General features: G+C 58.7%; 27 protein-coding genes. 9 read left to right on the plus strand and 18 right to left on the minus strand.

Annotated features, from left to right (window positions below; all coding sequences use genetic code 11):
* Positions 1-6 precede the first annotated feature (6 nt).
* Positions 7-465, plus strand: a complete 459-nt coding sequence (locus tag IG616_RS07495) for a DUF3237 family protein (RefSeq protein WP_192147512.1) — start codon at positions 7-9, stop codon at positions 463-465.
* 6 nt (positions 466-471) lie between these two features.
* On the opposite strand, the gene IG616_RS07500 is transcribed toward IG616_RS07495, so the two are convergent.
* The gene (locus tag IG616_RS07500) at positions 472-1,155 is read right to left on the minus strand and encodes a fumarylacetoacetate hydrolase family protein (RefSeq protein WP_192147513.1); all 684 of its coding nucleotides are present in this window, start codon (positions 1,153-1,155) and stop codon (positions 472-474) included.
* A gap of 207 nt (positions 1,156-1,362) precedes the next feature.
* On the opposite strand from IG616_RS07500, the gene IG616_RS07505 reads away from it, so the two are divergent.
* Complete coding sequence (locus IG616_RS07505; protein WP_192147514.1) at positions 1,363-1,980, plus strand: PilZ domain-containing protein; 618 nt, start codon at positions 1,363-1,365, stop codon at positions 1,978-1,980.
* 279 nt (positions 1,981-2,259) lie between these two features.
* On the opposite strand, the gene ychF is transcribed toward IG616_RS07505, so the two are convergent.
* The 4 genes from ychF to IG616_RS07525 form a co-directional block, all read right to left on the minus strand.
* The gene (ychF, locus tag IG616_RS07510; RefSeq protein WP_192147515.1) at positions 2,260-3,360 is read right to left on the minus strand and encodes a redox-regulated ATPase YchF; all 1,101 of its coding nucleotides are present in this window, start codon (positions 3,358-3,360) and stop codon (positions 2,260-2,262) included.
* A 91-nt stretch (positions 3,361-3,451) separates the two neighbouring features.
* On the minus strand, positions 3,452-4,633 hold the full coding sequence (locus IG616_RS07515; protein ID WP_192147516.1) for a serine hydrolase: 1,182 nt from the start codon (positions 4,631-4,633) through the stop codon (positions 3,452-3,454).
* Positions 4,634-4,683: 50 nt separating this feature from the next.
* A complete protein-coding gene (pth, locus tag IG616_RS07520; protein ID WP_192147517.1) occupies positions 4,684-5,454 on the minus strand; it encodes an aminoacyl-tRNA hydrolase in 771 nt (256 codons plus the stop codon).
* 117 nt (positions 5,455-5,571) lie between these two features.
* Positions 5,572-6,174, minus strand: a complete 603-nt coding sequence (locus tag IG616_RS07525) for a 50S ribosomal protein L25/general stress protein Ctc (protein ID WP_192147518.1) — start codon at positions 6,172-6,174, stop codon at positions 5,572-5,574.
* Between the two features lie 399 nt (positions 6,175-6,573).
* On the opposite strand from IG616_RS07525, the gene IG616_RS07530 reads away from it, so the two are divergent.
* Positions 6,574-6,906, plus strand: a complete 333-nt coding sequence (locus IG616_RS07530; RefSeq protein WP_192147519.1) for a DUF930 domain-containing protein — start codon at positions 6,574-6,576, stop codon at positions 6,904-6,906.
* 69 nt (positions 6,907-6,975) lie between these two features.
* On the opposite strand, the gene IG616_RS07535 is transcribed toward IG616_RS07530, so the two are convergent.
* The 7 genes from IG616_RS07535 to lgt form a co-directional block, all read right to left on the minus strand.
* Positions 6,976-7,671, minus strand: coding sequence for an MOSC domain-containing protein (locus IG616_RS07535; RefSeq protein ID WP_192147520.1), 696 nt, complete (start codon positions 7,669-7,671; stop codon positions 6,976-6,978).
* A gap of 103 nt (positions 7,672-7,774) precedes the next feature.
* On the minus strand, positions 7,775-8,707 hold the full coding sequence (locus IG616_RS07540; protein WP_192147521.1) for a ribose-phosphate pyrophosphokinase: 933 nt from the start codon (positions 8,705-8,707) through the stop codon (positions 7,775-7,777).
* Between the two features lie 245 nt (positions 8,708-8,952).
* Positions 8,953-9,504: a hypothetical protein gene (locus IG616_RS07545; protein ID WP_192147522.1), complete on the minus strand. Its 552-nt coding sequence runs from the start codon at positions 9,502-9,504 to the stop codon at positions 8,953-8,955.
* A gap of 97 nt (positions 9,505-9,601) precedes the next feature.
* The gene (locus IG616_RS07550; protein ID WP_192147523.1) at positions 9,602-10,759 is read right to left on the minus strand and encodes a M24 family metallopeptidase; all 1,158 of its coding nucleotides are present in this window, start codon (positions 10,757-10,759) and stop codon (positions 9,602-9,604) included.
* Between the two features lie 2 nt (positions 10,760-10,761).
* A complete protein-coding gene (gene pgeF / locus IG616_RS07555) occupies positions 10,762-11,529 on the minus strand; it encodes a peptidoglycan editing factor PgeF (protein ID WP_192147524.1) in 768 nt (255 codons plus the stop codon).
* Between the two features lie 29 nt (positions 11,530-11,558).
* Positions 11,559-12,647, minus strand: a complete 1,089-nt coding sequence (locus tag IG616_RS07560) for a class I SAM-dependent methyltransferase (protein ID WP_192147525.1) — start codon at positions 12,645-12,647, stop codon at positions 11,559-11,561.
* Entirely contained in the window at positions 12,644-13,474 is an 831-nt protein-coding gene (gene lgt / locus IG616_RS07565) for a prolipoprotein diacylglyceryl transferase (protein ID WP_192147526.1), read from the minus strand. Before lgt ends, IG616_RS07560 begins: the two co-directional genes overlap by 4 nt.
* A gap of 190 nt (positions 13,475-13,664) precedes the next feature.
* Here lgt and IG616_RS07570 point away from each other — a divergent pair, with 190 nt between their 5' ends.
* The 5 genes from IG616_RS07570 (at position 13,665) to IG616_RS07590 (ending at position 16,854) form a co-directional block, all read left to right on the plus strand.
* Positions 13,665-13,946, plus strand: a complete 282-nt coding sequence (locus IG616_RS07570; RefSeq protein WP_192147527.1) for an accessory factor UbiK family protein — start codon at positions 13,665-13,667, stop codon at positions 13,944-13,946.
* 299 nt (positions 13,947-14,245) lie between these two features.
* Positions 14,246-14,746 carry a type III secretion system chaperone family protein gene (locus tag IG616_RS07575; RefSeq protein WP_192147528.1) on the plus strand — a complete coding sequence of 167 codons (501 nt, stop codon included), beginning with the start codon at positions 14,246-14,248 and terminating at the stop codon, positions 14,744-14,746.
* Positions 14,743-15,561: a pyrroline-5-carboxylate reductase gene (proC, locus tag IG616_RS07580; protein WP_192147529.1), complete on the plus strand. Its 819-nt coding sequence runs from the start codon at positions 14,743-14,745 to the stop codon at positions 15,559-15,561. Before IG616_RS07575 ends, proC begins: the two co-directional genes overlap by 4 nt.
* A gap of 111 nt (positions 15,562-15,672) precedes the next feature.
* Positions 15,673-16,383 carry a TetR/AcrR family transcriptional regulator gene (locus IG616_RS07585; protein ID WP_192147530.1) on the plus strand — a complete coding sequence of 237 codons (711 nt, stop codon included), beginning with the start codon at positions 15,673-15,675 and terminating at the stop codon, positions 16,381-16,383.
* A gap of 105 nt (positions 16,384-16,488) precedes the next feature.
* Positions 16,489-16,854 (plus strand): tRNA-binding protein, encoded by a 366-nt coding sequence (locus IG616_RS07590; RefSeq protein ID WP_192147531.1) that lies wholly within the window; start codon positions 16,489-16,491, stop codon positions 16,852-16,854.
* 8 nt (positions 16,855-16,862) lie between these two features.
* On the opposite strand, the gene IG616_RS07595 is transcribed toward IG616_RS07590, so the two are convergent.
* The 3 genes from IG616_RS07595 to IG616_RS07605 form a co-directional block, all read right to left on the minus strand.
* On the minus strand, positions 16,863-18,254 hold the full coding sequence (locus IG616_RS07595) for an ATP-binding protein (RefSeq protein WP_192147532.1): 1,392 nt from the start codon (positions 18,252-18,254) through the stop codon (positions 16,863-16,865).
* A gap of 30 nt (positions 18,255-18,284) precedes the next feature.
* The gene (locus tag IG616_RS07600; protein ID WP_192147533.1) at positions 18,285-18,977 is read right to left on the minus strand and encodes a response regulator; all 693 of its coding nucleotides are present in this window, start codon (positions 18,975-18,977) and stop codon (positions 18,285-18,287) included.
* 113 nt (positions 18,978-19,090) lie between these two features.
* Positions 19,091-19,666, minus strand: a complete 576-nt coding sequence (locus IG616_RS07605) for a MarR family winged helix-turn-helix transcriptional regulator (RefSeq protein WP_192147534.1) — start codon at positions 19,664-19,666, stop codon at positions 19,091-19,093.
* Positions 19,667-19,915: 249 nt separating this feature from the next.
* On the opposite strand from IG616_RS07605, the gene IG616_RS07610 reads away from it, so the two are divergent.
* Positions 19,916-20,794, plus strand: a complete 879-nt coding sequence (locus tag IG616_RS07610; RefSeq protein ID WP_192147535.1) for a branched-chain amino acid aminotransferase — start codon at positions 19,916-19,918, stop codon at positions 20,792-20,794.
* A gap of 158 nt (positions 20,795-20,952) precedes the next feature.
* On the opposite strand, the gene IG616_RS07615 is transcribed toward IG616_RS07610, so the two are convergent.
* The 3 genes from IG616_RS07615 to moaD all read right to left on the minus strand — a co-directional run bounded on the left by IG616_RS07615 (position 20,953) and on the right by moaD (position 23,070).
* Complete coding sequence (locus tag IG616_RS07615; protein WP_209007339.1) at positions 20,953-22,164, minus strand: multidrug effflux MFS transporter; 1,212 nt, start codon at positions 22,162-22,164, stop codon at positions 20,953-20,955.
* A gap of 171 nt (positions 22,165-22,335) precedes the next feature.
* The gene (locus IG616_RS07620) at positions 22,336-22,809 is read right to left on the minus strand and encodes a molybdenum cofactor biosynthesis protein MoaE (RefSeq protein ID WP_192147537.1); all 474 of its coding nucleotides are present in this window, start codon (positions 22,807-22,809) and stop codon (positions 22,336-22,338) included.
* Positions 22,810-22,812: 3 nt separating this feature from the next.
* On the minus strand, positions 22,813-23,070 hold the full coding sequence (moaD, locus tag IG616_RS07625; RefSeq protein WP_192147538.1) for a molybdopterin converting factor subunit 1: 258 nt from the start codon (positions 23,068-23,070) through the stop codon (positions 22,813-22,815).
* Positions 23,071-23,075: the final 5 nt, after the last annotated feature.

Below are 23,075 nucleotides of genomic sequence, written 5' to 3' on the forward strand. Positions count from 1 at the left end.
TGGGCCGTGATTGAGCCAAAGCTGACGTTTTTCTGCAAGCTTACTGTTGAACTCGGGCCGATCCGGGAGATGGGGCAGGGCCGGGCAGGCAAGCGCCGGATCATTCCCATCATCGGAGGAACAGTCGAGGGGCCGGAGATCCGCGGGAAGATTTTGAATGTCGGGGCGGATTGGCAGACCATTTTTGCTGACGGCGTTGCTGAACTGGACACTCGATACGCCTTCGAGACCGATGACGGGGCGGTTATCGAGATTCAGAATTTCGGCTACCGGCATGGCCCTGCGGACGTGATCGCCGCGGTTGGCCGTGGTGAGGACGTAGACCCTTCAAGTTACTACATGCGCACCCAGGCCAGGCTGGAGACCGGCGATCCGCGTTATGCCTGGATCAACCGGACGCTGTTCGTGGGAACGGGCGGCAGGCAGAAGTCCTCGGTTGTTGTCGATCTCTTCGCCGTGGAGTGAACGGGATTAACGGACCTTGACCTTCAATGGGTCGAAACCTTCAATCTCCGCTTCCATAAGGTCACCGGGTATCACTGCGCCAACGCCTGCCGGGGTTCCGGTGAGGATCACGTCACCGGCAGCCAGTTCGATGAACCGCGATAGATGCGCGATCATCTCCGGAATTTTCCAGATCATCTGGTTGAGGTCGCCGTTCTGGCGCTCCTCGCCGTTGACCACAAGCCGGATCGTGCCTTGCTGAGGGTGACCGATGGCGCTTGCCGGAACAATCTCTCCGATTGGAGCCGATTTCTCGAAAGCCTTCGCAATGTCCCAGGGGCGGCCTAGCTTCTTGGCCTCTGCCTGAAGGTCGCGGCGGGTCATGTCCAGCGAAACAGCGTAGCCGTAGATATGAGAAAGAGCATCTTCTTCAGAAATGTTGATGCCGCCCGACTTGAGCGCGACCGCCAGTTCTACCTCATGGTGCACGTCAGAAGTTTCCGGCGGGTAGGGAAAAGTGCCGGAACTGTCCAGATTGTCCGGATTTTTCTGGAAGAAGAAGGGCGGTTCCCTGTCCGGGTCGTGTCCCATCTCGACCGCATGGGCCGCATAGTTCCGGCCGATGCAATAAACACGGCGGACCGGGAACCGGTCGGCGCTCCCCTTTACCGGAAGGCTTGGGCAGGCGGGCTCGGGAAACACGAAAGGCATTTTCACTCCAGTAAGTCAGAACGCCAGATACATTTGCGCCATCAGCTAACTTTCGAGCAATGTCCATCTAGGCGAGATGTGTCAAGCTATCTGCGTCAAGCAACAAAAGAGTGAGAAATCACTGAAGATATCTTTTGATTGTAAAGAAGTGTTCACATTCACATCGCTAGGCTTCGGCCATTGGGATGAGATGATTGCGAGCATGAAATGAACGTGGAGACCCGCAAAGAGGGGGATGCGCCAGATCTGAATGCCCTGCCTGTACTTGTCGTTGATTTGGAGAGCCTCAAATGCGTTCAGGCTCTCGCGGTCAATTTCAGCGACTGGGGCTGTAAGCTTCTGGGGCCGGAATTGGGGATCCTGAACAAGAATATTGGCATCCGCCTGGAAGATGACGAAGAGTTCGTGAGGGGAAGGGTCACAGGGAGGAAGCCTGACTATGCGACGGTTGTTTTCGATCAGGAGGAGAATGGCAGCCGCGACAAGCGGCGCGAAAAGCGCTACCCGGTCACCGTGCCGGCGACCCTGACGGATCTCTCCAGGAAGCAGAGCTTTCCTTGCACGATCACCAATGCGAGCCGGAGCGGATGCAGGGTCGATGGCCAGGGCCTCAGGGACCTGCCTCCGGACGTTCTGCTCTGTGTGGATAGCTTTGGTGCACCTGTCGTTGGGCAGGTCATGTGGAAGAACCCAACCAGCGCAGGGCTTATCCTCAACTGGAACGGCATGCGGGGTATGGGCAAGCGGGATGCTGCGAAAAAGCCGGTTGCTCAAAAGAAAACCGAACAAACAGACGCGATCAAGCTCCAGCTCAGCCGTCTCTAAGACCAATGCAGAGCTGAGAAGCAATCAGCCGGGAAGGTCCCGGCTCAGACTGCTGACAAACCCCACCACCGCGCTTTCCCGGACGTAGCGAAGCGAAGATCCGGGATCTATCATCTATTTATTCCATTGAAAGAAATAGGGTTTTTAGGCAGGTCCCGGCTCAAGGCCGGGACGGCGCGGAGAAAAATCCTGGAGACCTGGGTTTGTCATCAAACCAGCCGGGAAGATCCCGGCTGAGGTCCGTTCAGATATTTCTCAAGATGCCGTGATGATGCGGTCTCAGGTGTTGAACTTGAACAGCAGGACGTCGCCGTCCTTCACCACATATTCCTTGCCTTCGTCCCGTGCTTTGCCAGCTTCCTTGGCTGCGGTTTCACCGCCCAGGGTGACATAGTCGTTGTAGGCGATGGTCTGCGCGCGGATGAAGCCGCGCTCGAAGTCCGAGTGGATCACACCGGCAGCGCCAGGAGCCTTGGTGCCAGAGGTGATGGTCCAGGCGCGGGTTTCCTTCGGGCCGGCCGTGAAATAGGTGATCAGGCCGAGAAGGCCGTAACCCGCGCGGATCAGTCGGTCGAGGCCCGGCTCTTCCAGTCCGATGGTTTCCAGGAACTCTGCCTGCTCTTCCTTGTCCAGCTGTGAGATCTCTGCTTCGATGGCGGCGGAGATGACAACGGCACCCGCGCCCTGTTCCTTGGCCATGGCGGCAACCTTTTCAGAAAGGCTGTTGCCGGTGCCGGCGGAGGCTTCCTCCACGTTGCAGACGTAGAGAACCGGCTTGGACGTCAGGAGGTTCAGACCTTCCAGGATCTTGCGTTCTTCCGCATCGTCCAGCTTCAGGTTGCGCACCGGCTTGCCGTCCTGTAGCAGGGCGAGAGCGGCTTCCATGATCGGCAGAACGGTCTTGGCTTCCTTGTCGCCGCCGGTTGCCTTCTTCTTCAGCGGCGGAATGCGGCGTTCAAGGCTTTCCATGTCAGAGACCATGAGTTCGGTCTCAACGGTTTCGGCATCAGCGATCGGGTCGATCTTGCCTTCGACATGGGTGATGTCATCATCCTCGAAGCAGCGCAGCACATGCACGATGGCGTCGACTTCACGGATATTGGCGAGGAACTGGTTGCCGAGGCCTTCGCCCTTGGAAGCGCCGCGCACGAGACCGGCGATGTCCACGAAGGTGATGCGGGTCGGAATGATTTCCTTGGAACCGGCGACCTTGCGGATGGCTTCCAAGCGCGGATCCGGAACCGCCACTTCGCCGGTATTCGGTTCGATGGTGCAGAACGGATAGTTCGCGGCCTGCGCGGCTGCGGTCTTGGTGAGCGCGTTAAAGAGCGTGGACTTGCCGACATTGGGCAGTCCGACGATGCCGCACTGGAAACCCATGGGTAATCGCTTTCATTCGAATGGCGTGAAACGTTGCCGCTATGTGCCGGATGGAAGCGGGAAGGTCAAGGGTAGCCTCCCGTTCCCCGGCCTATTGAGCGTCGTGAAGCTTCTGGAGAATGCCGTTGACGGCGGTCAGGATCTTGTCCTGTGCCAGGGCGGAGGTGCTGTTCCAGGTGGAGGAGAAACACCACTGGGTGCCGTCATGGGCCGTCAGCGCATAAGTAAGGTTCAAAACACCCGGCTCGTTACCGCCCTTGAAGGCAATGGACTTCCAGTCCTGCTTGTTCAGGTTGCCTGGATTGACCTGGATGGCTGGAAGGTCTTTCACTCTGTCGATCGTGGAGCAGAGGCTTGATGCGCTTGCGTACCACTCGATACCTTCCTGGTAGGAGGGCATGACGCGTATGCCATCCGGAAGCGGCAGGTCGGCAAGGCCACTCAGGATCTCGCGTTTTCTGTCCAGTGGCGCGGTCACATAGGTGCTGGCAAGGCTCGTGGAGGCCTTGAGCTGGAAGAACTGCCGCGTTGTGAGGAAGGGAACCTGCCCCGACGTCTCTTCAAGACGGTCCTGGGCAATGTGATCCATCAGGAGATCAGTGGCCGTGTTGTCCGACTGGGACATCATGAGCACGGCTGCGGTCTGGACGGTTACCTGCTGCCCGGCAGGCCAGTCCTGCATGATACCGGAGGGCAAGGAAAGTTGGCCGGGTTCCAGGGTGAGAACTGTGTTCCAGTCGAGCTTGCCGGCTTCAATGCTTTCTTTCAGGGCCTGAAGGACAAACAGTTTGAACGCGGAACCGACCGCAAGTTTCCGGTCCTCCCGGTAATTGCTGACCTGTTCCCCGTTTTTCAGCAGCACATAGGAGGCGTTTTCCGCGAGGTCCGGAAGGTCTCTCAGCAGATCGTCCAGCGAGTCACGCGAGGCGATCTGCTTGACCTGGAGCGAGTTGATCTTTCCCGCGGTGTTGAGGGCCAACTGGACCTCGATCGTATAACTGCTGGTGGAGATCCGGTAGCGGCCTTCACCGCCCGCGCCGGTAATCTCTTCAGCCTTGCCGTAGGTTTTCTCAAGCTTCTCGATGATGGCTTTCAGCTTGTCATGGGGGACGGCCCGCAGAAACTCGGTTGAGAATGCGGAAGCATCGGCAGCGCCTGTGTTCCAGGCCTCCATCAGAAGTTCGGAGCCGGGGGATTTTACCTGATCATCGGCGGCTTGTGCCGGGGAGAGCAGCAGAAAGGTTCCGAGAACGGCGGCGAAGATCCTCTGCATGTCTGCTTTCCTTTTCCGGTATGGATTTGGTCGTTTGAAGCCCCCTGAGATCAGTCTTCCTCTGACTTGCCAAGGAGCTTCTTGAGCATGTCTGCCATCGGGCCGGACTTCGACAATGGCGGCAGCTTCTGGGTGCGGGCCTGACGGATATGGCTCTGACCCTTTGGTTTCGCAACACCGGCTGGCGATGAGAGCGCCGTTGAGGCAGAAGATGCCTCTGCCGGGCGCGGGCTGCTCTTGCGGGCTTTTTCCGGTTCGAGGGCCAGGGTCAGCTTGTTGGCAAACTGGCTATCCTTGCCTTCCGCCAGCATATCCGAATTGTCGGCGATCTGGGTGAGCAGCGGCTCAAGCCAGTCTGCATCGACCTTGGCGAAGTCGCCCAGGACATAATTGGAGACGAGTTTCTTGTCACCAGGATGGCCGATGCCGAGGCGCAGGCGGCGGTAGGTGTCACCGATATGCGCGGAAATGGAACGCAGGCCATTGTGGCCCCCATGACCCCCGCCAGCCTTCATCCGGAACTTTGCCGGAGGCAGGTCCAGCTCGTCATAGATCACGAGGATATCCGTGGGCTCGGACTTGAAGAAACGCATCGCCTCACCAACGGCGCGGCCGGATTCGTTCATGTAGGTAGTGGGTTTAAGAAGCAAGACCTTCTCGCTGCCAAGACGGCCTTCTGACACGAGGCCCTGGAAACGGGGCCGCCAGGGCGAAAAACCGGATTGGCGGCGGTGGATCTCATCCACGGCCATGAAGCCGATGTTATGCCGGTTGCGCTCGTATTTGGCGCCGGGATTTCCGAGGCCGACGATCAATCGCATGGCATGTCCCCGCTTCTGGTGATCCAGTGAGTGTCCGGAAAACAAGAAAGGCGGACAGGCCGCCTTTCAACAAACGGGAGACGAAGGGGTCGCCTCCCGCCGATGTGATAGGGAAGATTACTCTTCGCCTTCAGCCGCAGCTTCTTCTTGGGCACCGCCCGGGGAAGCGATCGTCGCAACCGTGAAGTCGCGGTCGGTGATCGTCGGATGGCAGTTGGCCGGGATCTTCGTTGCAGAAATGTGCAGCGTGTCGCCGATATCAGCCTTGGCCAGGTCGAAGACCAGAGCTTCCGGGATGGCGTCAGCCGGAACGTTCATTTCAACGGTGTGACGAACGATGTTCAGCATGCCGCCGCGCTTGATGCCCGGGCAGGTTTCTTCGTTGATGAAGTGAACCGGAACTTCGACCGTCAGGGTCGTGCCCTTGCCAACGCGCAGGAAGTCGACGTGCATCAGTTCGTCACGAACCGGGTGCAGCTGATAGTCCTTGGCGATGACCTTGTGAGCGGTGCCATCGACTTCGATGGTCGCGACGTGCGTCAGGAAGCCGCCCTTGTGCAGGGCAAGCGTGGTTTCCTTCAGCGGAATGGTGATCGGCAGGGCCGGCTTCTTGTCGCCGTAGATAACAGCAGGGATAAGGCCATCGCGACGCAGTGCCCGAGCGGCCCCCTTGCCCACCAGGTTACGTGCCGATGCCTTCAGCTCATAGCTAGCAGCCATGGCAAAACTCCTTCGGATTTTTTGAAAATGGACCGGCGTAACGCGGGCGGAAGTGCCCTTGCTCCGGAATCGGTCCAGTTGCGCCTCCTCCAGGGGTGCAGGCGCGCGGGGGTGCTAATAGCCGAAGGTTCGCAGAAGAGCAAGGTTTACATTGAAAATGTCTCTCCAGCTGGGGCTAGAAAGCCCCTGCGTCATTTGGAAACAGATGCGGAGAAGGGGTGCTGCGGCCACCTGCTTGCCCCATTGACGCCTCTTTTCCCCCGCACTTGCAGCCTCCGGTTTGTTTGGAAACAAGGCAGATTAACGATGCAGAGTGGGCAAAACAAACGGATTGCAAGATCCCGGACACAGCTGGCGGGAATATGGTGCCGGGCGTTTCTGGTATCAGCAGCCATAGCCATGACCGGGGTTTTCTCGAACCTGCAGGCGGCTCTGGCCGGAAACGGTTTTGACGAGGTGCCGCCTTCGGAGCAGCTGGAGCAAAGCTGTGATGTCGCAGCCATGAACAAGCTGAATGCCGACAAGGTAATAGCCTATACGTTTGCGGACCCTGTCTATTCCTCTCAGCGCATCGATGCGCCCGGCGCAGTGTTCCGCAAGAATGAGGAGTGGTACCGGCTGGAGTATCACTGTCAGACCGAAAAGGACCACCGCACCGTGGTGTCTTTTGACTGGAAGGTCGGCGAACGGGTGCCCAGAAGCCAGTGGGACAAGTACTACCTCTATCCTTGAGGCTGAGCGGGTGCCGGTCGTTCGCGAGCCGACACCGCGCCTCCGCGGCTCCTGATCAAGGCTTATTCTTCAGGCGCCCTTGAGCCGCTTGTCCGTATTCTCCAGATAGTCCCGGTCGGTCTTGCGCTGGAATGCAGTGCGCCAGCTTTCTGCAAGCGGCTCCATACTTGCCAATTCCGCTGCTGTTTCGACAGGCAGAGCCGGATTGAAGCGGGCCGCAATAACTTTCGCCAGCGGCCAATCGGGATAATTCCGCTGGATCAGCCTCACCTTGCCGCCTGTTGCGACTTCCCCCTCTTCAAGCACCCGGTAGTACCAGCCGGTTCTGCCGGATTTCTGAAACGAAGGCGCCATTGCGGGAATGCCAGTGTGCAGGTTGAGCTTCCAGCACGGCTGACGCCCCTGGCAGACCTGCACCGTTGCCGTGCCCATGGTCAGAACATCGCCAAGACAGAGATTATCTTCGTGCAGGCCCTGGGTCGAGATGTTCTCGCCAAAGCAGCCCGGACGGAAAAGATCCGCCTTGTCGGGGAAGAGGGCCTGCCAGTGGCTCATGTGATCGGCTGCATAATGATGCAGCGCTTTTCCCGGGCCGCCGTGGACGCTGAGATCCGCCTGTTGATCGTTCTCAAGGCCGGTGAAGGTCAGACGTTGCTGCCCTTCGACACGATGCTTTCCGATGGCGCTGGGGGCTTTGCCTTCCCATCGTTGCTCCGGTTTCCCTGCAAAAACGCCCAGAACGGTGGCTTCAAGGGAAAGTGGCATTTATCGCGCTCCTTGTGTTTGGTGCTGGAAAGGCATTGGTGTGGGCAGGAGAACAAAAAAGCCGGCGCTTGGCACCGGCTTTTTCCGTTTCGTTGCTCCAGTCTCAAACGAAGAGGCTGGAAACCGATTTTTCGAGAGCGGTGCGGTTGATCGCTTCCCCCATCAGCGGTGCGATGGAGATTGTCCGGATATTGGGCGCTGCCATAATTGCCGCCGTCGGTTCAATGGAATTGGTGATGACCAGTTCCTTGAGCTTGGAGGAGGATACACGGGCAACAGCGCCGCCAGACAGAACGCCATGGGTGATATAGGCGGTAACCGACTTGGCACCCTTGCTGAGCAGAGCTTCTGCCGCGTTGCAAAGCGTGCCGCCACTGTCCACGATGTCGTCAACGAGAATGCAGTCGAAGCCATTCACATCACCGATGATGTTCATGACCTCGGATTCCCCAGGCTTGTCACGGCGCTTGTCAACGATGGATAGGGGGGCTTCGATGCGCTTGGCCAATGCACGAGCGCGAACCACGCCGCCAACGTCCGGAGAGACGACCATCACATTGTCGGTAGCGTAGCGCTCCTTGATGTCACGGGTCATGACGGGTGCGGCGAACAGGTTGTCCGTCGGAATGTCAAAGAAGCCCTGGATCTGGCCTGCGTGCAGGTCCAGTGTCAGAACACGGTCCGCACCGGCATTGGTGATCAGGTTGGCTACCAGCTTTGCCGAGATCGGCGTGCGTCCGGAAGCGCGGCGGTCCTGCCGGGCATAGCCGAAGTAGGGGAGAACCGCTGTGATGCGGCGGGCTGAGGAACGGCGAAGCGCATCGATGATGATGAGCAGTTCCATCAAGTGGTCGTTGGCCGGGTAGCTTGTCGACTGGACGATAAAGACGTCCTCGCCGCGCACGTTTTCCTGGATTTCGACAAAGATTTCCTGGTCGGCGAAACGGCGGACCTGGCACTTTGCCAGGGGCACATCCAGGTACTTGGAAATCTCTTCAGCGAGGGCCCGGTTGGAATTGCCCGCGACGATCTTCATAGGCCGCAAGTCCTTCTGGTGTGACGTCAATGTCCGGAGTGCTTGCCGGTTAAGACCGAGACTTTAAGCACTCCGATGAGGTCCCTGTTAAGATAAAGCCGAGCGTCTCTTCGCGCCCTTGTCTGCGCGGAGCAGGCGGCGGCGTTGTAACAACCAGTTTGGCTTCCGACAACCACGTCCTTGCGCTGTTTTCGCGCTTTTCGGATTTTAATTAACGCGCCTCAGGCGATTAGCCAGCAAGGAGGTTACTTTCGGTTGAGCCACGCGGAAATCTCGACCGTGGAGCGAACAGCAACGCGCTCAAGTGCAGACGAATCGACGGCTTCCCAAGGGTCGCCCGTGGTGCCCGAGAGATTCTCGGTTCCAGAGATGCGCTTGAGCCTTAGACCGGTACTGTCGACGATGTCGAAAACGTAGAAAAGGGTCACTGCGGAGGCGCCCCCGGTGACGGACAGATAACCATTCACCCGGTAGGTTGCCTCGGCTCCAACACGGCGGACCAATGTGAGGCCCTGGCCACGGGCCTGGGTTCCGATCGACTTGGAGAGCTCGTCTGCAATGTTGCCCGGCGCGCCGGTGAAGGGTTCAAAGGCAAAGGTTGCCTCGGTTGCAGGCACTGCCGGAGCTGCTGACCTTGTGGAAAGTGCCGGAGAAGGCTTGCCCGATAGCGGACGGGGTTCCGGCTGGGATTGGCAGGCTGCAATGGTCAGGGCTGCTCCAATCGCCAGGGCGCGGAACAGAAACGGGGCCGCTGCGGATGCATTTGGCAAACGGCGGAATGACAGAACATTTGGCATGGGCGCTTCGGGCTCGCTTGGCTTCGGCTCGCAACATTGCCGGCTGCCTGTCCGCGATGCCTGCTGGAATCACAAGGGCTGCCGAATTTCTAGTGGTTTAGCCTGACTTGACCGGCAGGTCGAGAGGGAGGGAGGACAGGGACTGCGGCCCATCCTCGGTTATCAGGTAGGTTTGTCCGAGTGCCATGGCGGTTTCCGCTATGGAATCCATCAGAACCATATGCTGAAACAGCACCATTCCGGGCAGGATCGGTGCCGGATTGGCCTTGTAGGCCATGGGCGGATCCATCCAGCTGGGCGTGAAGCGGGCACCAAGGGAATAGCCGCAGGTGTTGAGCCTGTGGGGCATCATGTCATGGCTGTCCAGAACGTCCGCATGGATATCGAAGAGGTCTCCGAAAGTGGAACCGGGGCGAAGGCGTTCCTCGACTGCCGCAAGGGCCTCGCGCGCAGCGCTGTAAAGCTCATGATGCCGTGGGGTTGGACTTCCGACAATGACGGTGCGCATGGCGGCAGCGTGATAGTGCCGGTAGACACCCGCCCACTCGAGAGTGAGCTGGTCGTTGTCCTGTAATATGCGCCGTCCGCTCTTGTGGCGGACCAGCAGGGCGTCACGGCCTGAGCCGATCACGAACTCATTGCCTGGATAGTCTCCGCCGCCCTCCAGAACCGCGCCCTGCATGGCGGCCAGAATCCGGCCTTCGTCTGCTCCAGGGCGGATCTCGCGGATCCCGGCCTCGTAGGCCCGGTCCGCTAGTTCTGCGGCCTTCCGGATGTAGACGATTTCTTCTTCGCTTTTCACCGACCGCAAAGCCGGGACAATCTGTGACGCGTCGGTCAATTCGGCAAAGCTGGTCAGAATTTCCTGGAGTTCAATTCCAACGCGGCCCGTCATGCCGTGGGTGTCATACTCCACCCCAAGACGGGCACCGAGGAGATCCATTTCGAAAAGCAGATCTTTCAGCTGGCCGACGGGACTTGCTTCCCCACGGTCGATCCAGATCTGGATTTCCTTGATGTTCGAGGTGTGGCGTGCCTGCCGCTGGTCGGCAGACCGGGTCAGAAGTACGATCCGGCCCTCTTTTGTGACGACGAGACACTGGAAGAAGCAGAAGCCGAATGTGTCGTAGCCGGTCAGCCAGTACATGCTCTCCTGGGCAAAGAGCAGCATGGCGTCCAGCTTCTCCTCTTCCATCCGCGTCTTTAGCCGCTCGAAACGCGCAGTAAATTCTTCCGGACTGAAGTGCAGGGCCATGGTCAATCTCCGGTTAGAACGATCACATGAAGCAGGCGGCCATAGTCGGGTTCTTTGCGGTGAGTGGTTCTGCGGTAGGAGAAGAAGCGCTCCTCATCCGCGTAGGTGCACAGGTCAAGGTTCACGGATTGTCCGACCCCGGCCCTGGTCAGCCGGTTCAAGATGAAGGCCGGAAGGTCGAAGAGGTGGTGGTCCGCCCGGTTGGAGGGGGCGAAATAGATCCCGTTCTCCGCATCGCTGTCCAGAAAACGCTGATGGAACTCAGGCCCGACCTCATAGGCTTTGCGGGAAATCGTCGGCCCCAGCACGGCGGTAATCCGTTCGCGCCTGGCTCCGAGGTCTTCCATGGCGGCAATCGTGTTTTCCAGAACGCCGGTGACTGCGCCCTTCCAGCCCGAATGGGCGGCGCCGATCACCTTGGCCTCCGGATCTGCGAAGAGAACCGGGCCGCAATCTGCCGTCGACACGCCAATGGCAAGACCGGGGGTCCTGGTCACCAGAGCGTCGGCCTTGCGGTCCTGACCCTCCTGCCAGGGGGCATCCAGGTGGATCACATCCGGTGAATGGATCTGGTAGGGCGTGACCAGCTTTGATGGATCGATCTTCAACTGCTCTGCAATGCGGCGGCGGTTTTCCAGAACATCCCCGCGGTCGTCATCCGAGCCAAGGCCTGTGTTGAGACTGGTATAAATTCCGCTCGAAACGCCGCCCTGACGGGTGAAAAAGCCGTGTGCTATTCCGGGAAACTGCAGTTCTTTTGCCTCGATCATGAGGACTACTCCCTGAGTGGGGACCGTTTTCAATCGTCGAAAGGCACGAGTGATCCGCTGCTGCCGCTGATCGCCAGAACCTTGAAAAGCTCGCCCATTTGTTGCGGGGCTGCAAGTCTCTCTACCGCATCCCTGATCTCTTCCTGTGCCTTGTGCGGTTTTCCCGCGCCAAGTGCGCCTGCCCGTTGCAGAAGTCCGAGGCGCAAAAGGAACTCGCCCTGGGTGAGGGGAGGGAAGACTTTTGCCCCGCCTTTCAGGGCCGCGGACGCCAGAGCCTCGAAGTTCACATGCGCGGTCAGATCCGCCTCTCCCGGATGGGACAGGACATCGTCATAACGGTGATCGCGCAAGGCCTGCAGCGTGTCGCCATGGGCGGACTTCAGATAACCGTAGTCGATTAACAGCGCAGTTCCCCCTTGGCGGACAAGCCGCGCCGCTATTGTTTCCGCAATCGCATTTGATGCGGGCTGCGTCTCCAGGATGGTGCCGGGCTCTGCGTTCTGGAGATGCGGAGGAAGACCGGCCTTATCCAGTCTTGCGGTTCCGGCGCCAAATTGAAGCGTGCCGTCCGGTCCGGTGCCGACCAGACGTTCCAGCCAGCCTTCCGGGGCTTTGATGAACTGATGGATCGGCAGGGCGTCGAAGAACTCATTGGCGACGAGCAGCGTCGGCCCTTCCGGCACGTCTTCAATCCGGTCGGCGAAGGAGGGGGTGAGGCCGGAGCTCTTCAGCGTTTGCTTTTGAATTTGCCTCAGCCGCGGACTGGTTTCGACCAGCCAGAGATCTGCAGCCTTGAGAAACTCCGGGCGCAGGGAAGCCGCGCGCAGAAGGTCTGCCATCAGCGTGCCTCGCCCAGGGCCGATTTCGACCAGCCGGAAAGACGATGGGCTGCCGAGCCTTTCATAGGCGGTAAGGCAGAAGGCGCCGATCAGTTCGCCGAACATCTGGCTGACTTCCGGCGCGGTGATGAAATCACCTTTTGTGCCGAAAGGCTCCCGGGTCTTGTAGTAGCCGTCTTGGGGATCGGCGAGGCAGGCGGTCATATATTCGGCGACCGTCATCGGTCCCTGCGCCTCGATCCTGCGGATAAGCCGTTCCTTCAGCTTACCCGCTGTCATGCAGCGCTCCCAGCGGCTGGGCGCCGGGCGGCCCAGACCATCAGGGCAATGCCCGCAGCGATCATGGGGACAGACAGCAGCATGCCCATGGTCAGCACGCCGGTGAGATAGCCGATCTGGGCATCGGGAAGCCGGTAGAATTCTGCGATGCAGCGCGCAATGCCATAGCCGCAGGAAAAGGCCCCGGCGATGAAGCCCGGATGCTGCAGCATTTTGAATTTGTGAGAGAGGAGCCGGAGCACGAGGAAGAGTAAGATCCCCTCAAGTGCTGCTTCATAGAGCTGGCTCGGGTGGCGCGGATCCGGGCCAGCATTGGGGAAGACAACGGCCCAGGGTACGTCCGCCGGACGGCCCCAGAGTTCGGAATTGATGAAGTTGGCAATGCGGCCAAAGAACAGACCGATCGGTGCGGCTGTGCCCGCCAGGTCGAAAAGCTGCAGGATTGATAGGCCCCGCCGGTGGGCAAAGAGGAACATGGCCACGACCGTGCCCAGGAAACCGCCATGGAACGACATGCCGCCTGTCCACACCTGCAGCGCTTCCAAAGGATGGGCGAGGTATTGAGCGGGGTTGTAGACCAGCACGTAGCCGATCCGCCCGCCGAGAATGATGCCGAGCGTACCCCAGACCACAAAGTCATCCAGGTCCAGCGGTGTCGGCCGCGACGCACCGCCCCAGAGCTTGTCGTCCAGGACCAGCCTGCGCATATAGCGCCAGGCGAGGATGATCCCGGCAATATAGGCAAGGGCGTACCAGCGCAGAGCAAAGGGGCCGATTTCGATAAGTACCGGGTCTATTGCCGGAAATGGCAGCACAAACAGCGGCATTGGCCTAGAGTCTCCAGAGTGTCTTGCGCTTGTGACCTGACAGATGGGCAGCCTTGAGGCGCGCGGCCAGACGCTGACCTATTCGCCCCTGCGGCGTCAAGTCTGGGTGCGGGAACGCATCATGGCTTGCAGTCCCGCTCAAAGCCTCCTAGGTGTGTGGTCAGATTAGTATGAACCTCAGGAGTTCGCCATGTCCCAAGGTCCCAACCGTCTGTTCGACGATTTCGCCAAGCTGATGACCGATGCTGCCGGCGTTGCCCAGGGAGCCCGGCGTGAGGTCGAGACTGCTTTCCGTGCTCAAGCCGAGCGGTTTCTCTCGGATATGGATCTGGTTTCCCGGGAAGAACACGAAGCTGTGAAGGATATGGCTGTGCGTGCGCTAGACAGGATTGAAGAGCTTGAAGCACGTCTTGCTGCGCTGGAAAGCAAACCGGCCACGAAGGCAAAGGCGGCGCCGAAAACCGCCGAATAAGCGCCTTTGGGGTTTGGTTGCGCTGTGGGTGACTTCGGTCAGGGGTTGAATTATTGCGCCCCCTGACCCTTCGCGGCATTGCTGCGGGACGGTATCGTCCACAACTTTCAACGGAAATTGCTTTCAGGAAACTTATGATTAACACTCTGTTGACCTTATATTAGACGAACAGAGATTCTTCAGCTTGCCTTAAGGTCTGTCGGAGAAGCTTTGAAACACTGGGATTTTTCCCGCCGGCATCGGTCAGGTCATCTTCCTGGTGATACCGATCGCCTCCGGCTCGATAGGGGAGAGGACACATGAGCCTCATCGAAATCGACTTCGAGCGACCCGGCAATCCTGTCGACACCATCGAAACCATTGCGGCTTTGAACGAATGGATGTTCGAACGGTCAAACGACGATGAAATCACGATCACCGTCGGCGGTTACTGGTGCGACTACCACATTTCCTTCTCCTGGATGGAGGAGTTGGAAGCCCTGCATTTGGCTTGCGCCTTCGACCTTAAGGTGCCGGATGCCCGCAAGACGGAAATTGTCCGTCTTCTGGCTCTGGCAAATGAGCAGCTCTGGATGGGGCATTTCGACCTTTGGAATCAGGAAGGTCTGGTGATGTTCCGCCAATCGCTTCTGCTTGCGGGTGGGGCGGAAGCCAATCCGGCGCAGATCGAGGGCATGCTTTCCAACGCCTTGGAAAGCTGTGAACGCTATTTCCAGGCCTTTCAGTTTGTCATTTGGGCCGGTAAGACTGCTTCGGAAGCCGTGGAAACGGCGTTGTTCGAAACAGTGGGCGAAGCATGAATTTTACCAAGGAACGGCCTTTCCTTCTCGTTGGTGCGGGAAGGATGGGTGGCGCCATGCTGGCTGGCTGGGTGGCCGATGGCATGGACCCGGCCAGCATTGTGGTTTCGGATCCAAATCCGGGACCGGACATGCAGGACTTCCTATCGAAGCATGGCATCCGTCATGTGACCAGGCCTTCCGCAGAATTGTCTCCGTCCCTGGTGCTACTGGCCGTCAAGCCGCAGCTGATGGATGCGGTTCTCCCAGGCCTTGAGGCTTGTGTTCGCGCTGACACGCTGGTTGTCTCTGTTGCGGCCGGAACACCAATCCGCCGGTTCCAGGAAGCCTTTGGCGATATCGCCATCGCCCGTTCCATGCCGAACACGCCTGCCATGGTTGGCCGTGGCATCACCGCTGTGTTCCCGAACTCCAAGGTTTCTGAGGCCCAGAAGGAAACCATCGGCAAACTGCTGAGCGCAGTCGGCAAGGTTGTATGGCTGGATAATGAAGATCAGATCGATCAGGTGACGGCGGTTTCCGGCTCGGGTCCTGCCTATGTGTTTCTGCTGGCGGAATGTCTTGCGGAAGCTGGCCGCGTGGCCGGTCTGCCAGAGGCTCTTGCCCGCGAACTGGCCGAAGCAACAGTCTGCGGGGCGGGCGAACTGATGCACCAGTCGGATGATACGCCTGCGGTCTTGCGCCAGAACGTGACCTCACCGAATGGCACGACGGCAGCAGCTCTCGCCGTTCTCATGGCCGACGATGGCTTGCAGCCGCTGATGAACAAGGCGGTGGAGGCCGCGGCCCGGCGCGCCCGGGAGCTCGCCGGTTAGGGCGATAAAATCAATTCAGACGATCCGACGGCCCCGGAATGCCTTTCCGGGGCCGTTTTTCGTTCCTATGTTGAAGACATAATTAGACGATCAGCGTTCCGGAGGTGTGTGATGGCAACTGCCAAGACTGAAGCGAAGATCCTTTCAACCTTCCTCGATCTCCTGTCCAGCCACAGCTACGAAGAGGTCAGCCTGCCGCTGATTGCAGAAGAGGCGGGTGTCAAACTTTCTGATCTGCGGGCAAGTTTCGGCTCCAGGCTGGATCTGATCGAAGCTTTTGCCACTCAGATCGACCGGGCCGTGCTGGATGATATTGATCCGGACATGTCCGGCCAGCCCGCCCGCGAGCGGCTGTTCGATGTGCTGATGACGCGGCTGGATCATCTGACACCGCACAAACAAGCCCTCCGTACTCTCGAAAGGGCGGCGGCCTGCGATCCGGGCCTGCTGCTTCACCTGAACCGGATGGCGCTCAATTCCCAGAACTGGATGCTGGCGGCAGCTGGAATTCAAATTTCCGGCGTAAAGGGAAAGCTTGTCACCCAGGGACTTGCGATTTCCTTCGCACGGGTTGTCCGGGTTTGGCTTGATGAAGCTGATGAGGGCATGCCACGGACGATGGCCCGCCTGGACAAGGAACTGGACGGCGGTGAGGATTGGCTTGGCCGGCTCAACAAGGCTGAGAAGATGTCCAAGCCGTTCCTCCGGCTGGCGCGCAAGGTTGCTTGCAGGGTTTCCGGCCGCCGCCGTTCAACTCAGGAGTATGGATCGGAACCAAAGCCGGATCTCGGCGGCGAGGATCTTGCTCCGGCAAGCGCGTGACTTTCGACCTGAAGCGGATATGGGCGCTGGGGCTTTCCAAGCCGGTTCAGGACTTGGCATTCTTGCCGCTCAAGCTTTTGCCTGTCTCTATCCGCGAGCGTTTCCGTGTCCGATGCAAAACATGACGCCTCTTCCGAGGTGATTTCCTTCGATGACTTTTTGAAAGTCGATATCCGGGTGGGCCGGGTGGTCGAGGCTGAAGTCTTCGCTGAAGCCCGCAAGCCCGCCTACAAGATGGTGATCGACTTCGGTCCGGAAATTGGCCTGAAGAAGTCCTCTGCGCAGATTACCAAACACTATCAGCCTGAAGACCTGATCGGACGTCTTGTAATGGGCGTTGTGAACTTCCCGCCGCGCCAGATCGGTCCGATGCGCTCGGAGGTGCTGACTCTCGGCGTTCCGGACGAGGCAGGCGAAGTTGTTCTGGTTGCGCCGGACATGGATATTCCGGTTGGTGGGCGCCTGTTCTGAGGTCTTGTCTAGCCCGGTATCCTGAGCCGGGCGCGCAGGCCACCCAGCGGGCTGTCTTCCAGATAAATGTCGCCGCCATGACTGCGGGCGATGTCCCGTGCGATGGAAAGACCTAGACCACTGCCGCTCAGATCCTGGTTACGGGCGGTGTCCAGGCGATAAAAGGCCCGGAAGGCATCTTCACGGGCTTCCGCCGGAATGCCCGGGCCATCGTCATCAATCGTGATCGTCAGCCAGCCATTTGCAAAGGTGCCGGTGACTTCCACCACGCCTCCAAACTTCGCGGCATTTGCGGCAAGGTTTGCCAGGCAGCGCTTGATAGCGAGGCGCCGGAGAGAAACTTCCGGCTCGCCTGTGAAAACCGCCCGTAGGTTGGTCCCGGAAATCTCTGCCTCTTCTTCCAGTTCCTCCAGCATCAAAGCCATGTCGGTCGGCTGAACGGCTTCGTCGCCGTCCCCTCGTGCAAAGGCGAGATAGTCCTCCAGCATGTGGTTCATTTCGTCCACATCCTTACGCATGGCTTCAGCTTCCGGCAATCGCTTGAGCAGGACGAGCTGGAGCCTCAAACGGGTCAGGATCGTGCGAAGGTCGTGACTGACACCCGCCAGCATCGTGGTGCGCTGCTCGATCTGACGCTCGATGCGGCGGCGCATTTCGATAAAGGCGATTGCAGCCCTGCGCACTTCCCTGGCACCGCTCGGGCGGAATTCCTCTACCGGGCGCCCCTTGCCGAAGCCCTCTGCAGCATTGGCGAGCCGGATGATGGGCCGGATCTGGTTGCGCAGGAAAACCATGGCGATGATGACGAGGACAAGAGATGTCGAGAACATCCAGACCAGGAAAATATGCGAGTTGGAGGCAAATGTCTGGCTGCGCCGCGCGAAGACCCGAAGGATCGCATCCTTCAGCTGGATGCGGATTTCCACATAGCTTGAGCGTCCTACCGTGTCGATCCAGAAGGGCTTGCCGATCTGCTCGCTGATGGCTCGGCTGAGACCTCTGTCGATTACATCGAAATAGGGTTTCGGGGCCGGAGGGGGCAGCGGCTCAAGCGGAAGCAGGGATGCGGATAGGTTCAGAACCCCGCCGAGGGCTTCCAGTTTGGCTTCCGCCAGATCTCGTGGAAAGTTCTCCAGAACGAACACCATCGAGGCCACTTCCCGCACCACAGCTTCTGCCATGCGCTGGGACACGAGATCATAGTGCCGGTCCATGAACACGGACACGAGAACAGATTGCAGGATCGCGATTGGGGCGAGGATGATCAGCAGCGCGCGTGTATAAAGCCCCTTCGGCATGATCCGGTAAAGGAGCTTGCTTGCCTTGATGTAAGCGTGTGTGAGGGGCTTCAGCGGCTTTGCCAGCGGGCCGCTTGTCAGATAGCGCTTGATATTGGCCATTTCAGGCGCTCATGCCTCCAAACGTGCCGGTCAATCACAAACCAGCCGGTAACCGATGCCCCGGACAGTCTGGAGATAGATCGGGTTGCCGGGATCAGCCTCGATCTTGCGCCGCAGACGGTTGATCTGGACGTCCACCGTGCGTTCGCCCAGTCCGCTTTCATCGCTGACGATCTTGTGCCGCGGCACGGTCGCGCCAGGCTGTTCGGCGAAGATCCCGAGAATTTGTTTCTCCCGATCGGTTAGACGGACGATCTGATCCTCGTTCTTCAGCTCTCCGCGGACCGGATTGAAAACAAACGGGCCAAACCGGACGTCGCCAAGCGCTTCAGTGCGTTTGGGGCCACCTCTTCGAAGAATGGCGGATATCCTAAGCATCAGCTCACGGGGTTCAAACGGCTTGGCGAGATAGTCGTCCGCGCCTGCCTCGAGCCCGGCGATGCGGTCCAGGGCGTCGGAACGCGCTGTCAGCATCAGAACCGGGACAGTCGATTGCTGACGCAGCCATAGGGCGAATTCAAGGCCGGTCTCCCCGGGCATCATGATATCGAGGATGATCAGATCGAAGCTCAGACCGCTCAGATATTTCCGGGCCTCGGCTGCATTGGCCGCCGTGGTGACGCGGAAGCTGTTTTCCATCAGGACGCGTCCGAGCAGGTCGCGGATTCTCGCATCATCATCCACGAGGAGAATATGGCTGGCGTTATCGTCCGGACGGCTCACCGTGTCTTCCTTGTGTCTCGCCCGGGCAATCTGCTTACCGGGTCAGTGTGCTCTTTTCGGCTGCTCTTCTCTTGTCTGAACTTACCTAAAATAGCGGCAGCACCGGGGCCAGTTCAGAACCTGCCTGCCGGCATGACGGGCCGGTATTTCTTGTTGATCAGCCGCGCGACATCCGGCCGGGTTTCTGCATTTATCATTTGAAACAGGAACTGCCTCACGAGTGTAGAGGCTTCGGGTGCTATTTCGCCAAAGGCGCGCTCCAGGCGGATCGTCTGGACTGCCATCAGCCGGGTGGCAAGGTCATGCCCCTTGGGAGTGGTGTAGAGCAGACGCTGGCGGCGGTCGATCGGACCGGGTTGCTGTTCGATGAAATCCAGATCCACCAGCTGTTTGAGAACACGTCCGAGGCTCTGTTTGGTGATGCCGAGAATAGAGAGAAGGTCTGTCACCATGATGCCGGGGTTCCGGTCGACAAAATGCAACACGCGGTGGTGCGCCCGCCCGAAACCGAATTCGGTCAAAAGTTCGTCTGCATCCGCGGTGAAATCGCGATAGGCAAAGAACAGCAGTTCCATCATGTCATAGGGCAGGTCTCGGGGGATGCCGTCCTCCGGGGCATCCGCTGTCCTCCGGTCAACTTCGCCCGAACCGGGAGCTGCTGGCTGCTTTTTCAAGTTTATGTCAGTCATATTGACTTGTTTCTTGCCGATTGTTACTGAGCGGGCACTCTGGACGAAATGTTTGATCGGTCCGGCTCATTTTGAGCAATGATCCAAAACGAATCCAACCTTTCAGGCCCCTGAGGTCAGGATACCGGTAGTTTAGGCGGTGTGCAAAACACGGCTTTTCGCTCAGGGACATCGCAGGCAGGACGTTGATGAGCGGAGCCTGCAGCAACAAGAACAACCACGCCAGTCCGGCGTTCGGGAGTAGCAAAAATGGCAGGTTTGCCTTTTGATCAGCGCGACGGTGTAATCTGGTACGATGGCGAGTTCGTGCCGTGGACGGATGCCAAGGTGCACGTGCTGACGCATGGTCTGCATTATGCGAGCTGTGTTTTTGAAGGCGAGCGTGCTTACGGCGGCCGTATTTTCAAGTCCGGAGAGCACACGCAGCGTCTTCACGCTTCTGCGAATGTTCTGGGCTTTGAAATCCCCTATTCCGAAGAGGTCATCAACGCCGCCAAGGAAGAGCTTCTGACCAGGATGAACCTGGTCGATGCCTATCTGCGTCCCGTGGCTTGGCGCGGAAGTGAGATGATGGGTGTTTCAGCCCAGCACAACACCATTCATCTGGCGATTGCCGCATGGGAATGGCCGAGCTATTTCAAGCCGGAAGAGCGCCTGAAGGGCATTCGTCTGGACATGGCAAAGTACCGCCGTCCGGATCCGCAGACCGCTCCGTTCAAGTCCAAGGCTGCCGGTCTTTATATGATCTGCACGCTCTCCAAGCATGAAGCCGAGCGCAAGGGCTACGCCGATGCCATGATGCTGGACTGGCGCGGGCAGGTTGCCGAAGCCACCGGCGCCAATGTGTTCTTCGTCAAGGATGGCAAGATCCACACACCGGACCCGGATTGCTTCCTGAATGGCATCACCCGCCGCACTGTGATCGGCCTTGCCCGTGACCGCGGCATCGAGGTGATCGAGCGGGTCATTATGCCGGAAGAACTGGAAGGCTTCGAGCAGTGCTTCCTCACCGGTACCGCCGCCGAAGTGACTCCGGTTTCCGAAATCGGGCCGTATAGCTTCACGGTTGGCGATATGACCAAGACGCTGATGGAAGCCTATGACGCGGCAGTTCGCGCAGGCAAATAAGCCGCAGCGGTTTTGATCCTTTTGAAACAGCAACAGAGTGGCGGGCAAACCCCGCCATTTTTGTTTTCAGCAGGGCTTACCGCAAGTGTCTCACGCGGCCAGGAAAAGCCCGCTGTGAAAAACCAATCTTCTTTCGGAGGAGCGGTTTCTTGATATCATCAGGTGGGGCCGTGCAGAGCCTTGAACATCCGGCCTTGCTCGGCAAACAGGACGCAGCCGATAGCGCAGGCCCCGTAAAAGAAGAAGGCAAAGCCTAGCGGGATTGTTGTGCCATCAAAATATTGGCCAACGATATAGCCCAGGAAAGCACCTCCCAGTGTGGTGCAAAATCCTATGACCGAGGAGGCTGTTCCGGCGATGTCTCCAAGGGGTTCCATGGCCATTGTGTTGAAGTTGGCTCCGACGAAGCCGAAACAGCCCATGACTATTGTAACAAGCACCATGAACAGGATCAGGTGTTCTCCGGTCATGGTGGACACCAGCAGCAGCGCAAGTCCCGACAAGCAGTATGCGATCGCAGCCGCATGGGACAGAACCCGCATTCCGATTGCTTCCACCAGACGAGAATTGACGAAGGAACTGATCGACATGCAGATCGCGATGGCGGCAAAGACAACGGGAAACCACACGCCAAGTTCGAAGATTTCGACAAAAATCTGCTGGGACATGGTGATGAAGGAGAACAGGCCACCAAATACGAAAGTGACTGCGAGCATGTAACCCAGACTGGTCCGGTTGCTGAGAGATTGAAGATAGGCGCGCCCGATCGTTCCGGCGTCAAATGCCTTGCGGTATTCCACCGGAAGGGTTTCCGGCAGCCGGATCAGGCACCAGAAGAGCATAATGAGACCGGCTGCGAGAAGCATGGAGAAGATCCAGTGCCAACCCGCGGCAAGCAGGATGACCTGGCCGATTGAGGGGGCAACAATTGGGACGGCCATGAAGATCATCATCACCAGTGACATGACTTTACCCATCTGCCTGCCTGTATAGCAATCGCGCACAACCGAAACGGCGACAACACGGATTGCGGCGCAGCCGACGCCCTGGATTGCTCTGGAGATCAAGAGGAAGTCCAGAGTGTCCGCCAGCAGGCAGGCAACGCTTGCTGCCGAATAGAGCACAAGCCCACCAAGCAGAACGCCCCGGCGGCCAAGCGAATCCGAAATTGGGCCAAAGAAGAGCTGTGCGCCACCAAATCCGATCAGATAGGCAATCAGAACCTGTTGCCGGTCATTCTCGTTTGCGATCTGGAAAGCCTCGCCGATTTCAGGAAGAGCCGGGAGCATCACGTCCATTGCAAGCGCGTTCAAAGCCATCAGCGCTGCAATCATGATTACGAATTCCAGAAACGGAATTCCTGGCTTCATATGGATCTCGGCGGATGTTTGAGAGTGGGGTGACATGAAACTGACCTCGGTAACCACATATGGATGAAATTCAGAACGGCGGAGAACCGCCGGGTCACTCACAACAACTCCCCTGCTGCTGAAGGTGAAAGAAGGTGCGGATTATACTAAAGGGTGAAAATTCTCTGAGATTCAACCAGTGGTCCAGCGCTTTGTTGCCTCGTCGTCAACGGACTTCGCCTCTACCCAGGATCCTTCATTCCTTTCTTTCAGATGCTCTTTCTTCCAGAACGGAGCGCGGGTTTTCAAAAAATCCATCAAATAGTCGGCAGCTTCAAAAGCGGCGCGGCGGTGAGAAGAGGCCGCGGCCACCAGCACGATGTTGCCGCCGGGAGAAATTCTTCCGAAGCGGTGAATGACGGTCAGTCCAGTCAGAGGCCAGCGCTTGCAAGCTTCATCGGCGATGCGTCCGATTTCGGCTTCAGCCATACCGGGATAGTGCTCCAGTTCCAGCGCGGAAAGCCTTCCATTCTCATCCCGGCAGAGGCCGGTGAACGTCACCAGCGCGCCTACATCCTCGCGCCCGGCTGATAGTGCTGCTGCTTCTTCTGCCGTATTGAAGTCCTCAGCCTGAATGAGAACCTTAGGAGTGACTGGTCCGCTCACGTGCTATCCTCCCGTCATGGGAGGAAAGATGGCAATTTCCCGGGCATTTCCGATTGGCTGATCATGCTCCGAATGCTCCTGGTCCAGGGCTACGCGGATCGTGCTGGTGTCCTCGAAGGCATAGGCATAGCGCTCATCACGGCTCTTGAGCCAGGATAGAAGGTCAGAAACCGTGCGCGTGCCTTCCGGCAGGTCGAGCGTCTCAGCCTCAGTGCCGACCCTTTCTCGAACCCATGCGAAGTAGCGGATTTCTACCGTCATGCCTT

Origin of the sequence: Roseibium litorale (assembly GCF_014842915.1) — a bacterium.
GTDB lineage: Bacteria > Pseudomonadota > Alphaproteobacteria > Rhizobiales > Stappiaceae > Roseibium > Roseibium litorale.

What these genes read in the sequence shown, in the direction of transcription:
- IG616_RS07500 (WP_192147513.1), bottom strand. Translation starts at nt 1,155, where the DNA reads ATGCCTTTCGTGTTTCCCGAGCCCGCCTGCCCAAGCCTTCCGGTAAAG.
- IG616_RS07505 (WP_192147514.1), top strand. Translation starts at nt 1,363, where the DNA reads ATGAACGTGGAGACCCGCAAAGAGGGGGATGCGCCAGATCTGAATGCC.
- ychF (WP_192147515.1), bottom strand. Translation starts at nt 3,360, where the DNA reads ATGGGTTTCCAGTGCGGCATCGTCGGACTGCCCAATGTCGGCAAGTCC.
- IG616_RS07515 (WP_192147516.1), bottom strand. Translation starts at nt 4,633, where the DNA reads ATGCAGAGGATCTTCGCCGCCGTTCTCGGAACCTTTCTGCTGCTCTCC.
- pth (WP_192147517.1), bottom strand. Translation starts at nt 5,454, where the DNA reads ATGCGATTGATCGTCGGCCTCGGAAATCCCGGCGCCAAATACGAGCGC.
- IG616_RS07525 (WP_192147518.1), bottom strand. Translation starts at nt 6,174, where the DNA reads ATGGCTGCTAGCTATGAGCTGAAGGCATCGGCACGTAACCTGGTGGGC.
- IG616_RS07530 (WP_192147519.1), top strand. Translation starts at nt 6,574, where the DNA reads ATGACCGGGGTTTTCTCGAACCTGCAGGCGGCTCTGGCCGGAAACGGT.
- IG616_RS07535 (WP_192147520.1), bottom strand. Translation starts at nt 7,671, where the DNA reads ATGCCACTTTCCCTTGAAGCCACCGTTCTGGGCGTTTTTGCAGGGAAA.
- IG616_RS07540 (WP_192147521.1), bottom strand. Translation starts at nt 8,707, where the DNA reads ATGAAGATCGTCGCGGGCAATTCCAACCGGGCCCTCGCTGAAGAGATT.
- IG616_RS07545 (WP_192147522.1), bottom strand. Translation starts at nt 9,504, where the DNA reads ATGCCAAATGTTCTGTCATTCCGCCGTTTGCCAAATGCATCCGCAGCG.
- IG616_RS07550 (WP_192147523.1), bottom strand. Translation starts at nt 10,759, where the DNA reads ATGGCCCTGCACTTCAGTCCGGAAGAATTTACTGCGCGTTTCGAGCGG.
- pgeF (WP_192147524.1), bottom strand. Translation starts at nt 11,529, where the DNA reads ATGATCGAGGCAAAAGAACTGCAGTTTCCCGGAATAGCACACGGCTTT.
- IG616_RS07560 (WP_192147525.1), bottom strand. Translation starts at nt 12,647, where the DNA reads ATGACAGCGGGTAAGCTGAAGGAACGGCTTATCCGCAGGATCGAGGCG.
- lgt (WP_192147526.1), bottom strand. Translation starts at nt 13,474, where the DNA reads ATGCCGCTGTTTGTGCTGCCATTTCCGGCAATAGACCCGGTACTTATC.
- IG616_RS07570 (WP_192147527.1), top strand. Translation starts at nt 13,665, where the DNA reads ATGTCCCAAGGTCCCAACCGTCTGTTCGACGATTTCGCCAAGCTGATG.
- IG616_RS07575 (WP_192147528.1), top strand. Translation starts at nt 14,246, where the DNA reads ATGAGCCTCATCGAAATCGACTTCGAGCGACCCGGCAATCCTGTCGAC.
- proC (WP_192147529.1), top strand. Translation starts at nt 14,743, where the DNA reads ATGAATTTTACCAAGGAACGGCCTTTCCTTCTCGTTGGTGCGGGAAGG.
- IG616_RS07585 (WP_192147530.1), top strand. Translation starts at nt 15,673, where the DNA reads ATGGCAACTGCCAAGACTGAAGCGAAGATCCTTTCAACCTTCCTCGAT.
- IG616_RS07595 (WP_192147532.1), bottom strand. Translation starts at nt 18,254, where the DNA reads ATGGCCAATATCAAGCGCTATCTGACAAGCGGCCCGCTGGCAAAGCCG.
- IG616_RS07605 (WP_192147534.1), bottom strand. Translation starts at nt 19,666, where the DNA reads ATGACTGACATAAACTTGAAAAAGCAGCCAGCAGCTCCCGGTTCGGGC.
- IG616_RS07610 (WP_192147535.1), top strand. Translation starts at nt 19,916, where the DNA reads ATGGCAGGTTTGCCTTTTGATCAGCGCGACGGTGTAATCTGGTACGAT.
- IG616_RS07615 (WP_209007339.1), bottom strand. Translation starts at nt 22,164, where the DNA reads ATGAAGCCAGGAATTCCGTTTCTGGAATTCGTAATCATGATTGCAGCG.
- moaD (WP_192147538.1), bottom strand. Translation starts at nt 23,070, where the DNA reads ATGACGGTAGAAATCCGCTACTTCGCATGGGTTCGAGAAAGGGTCGGC.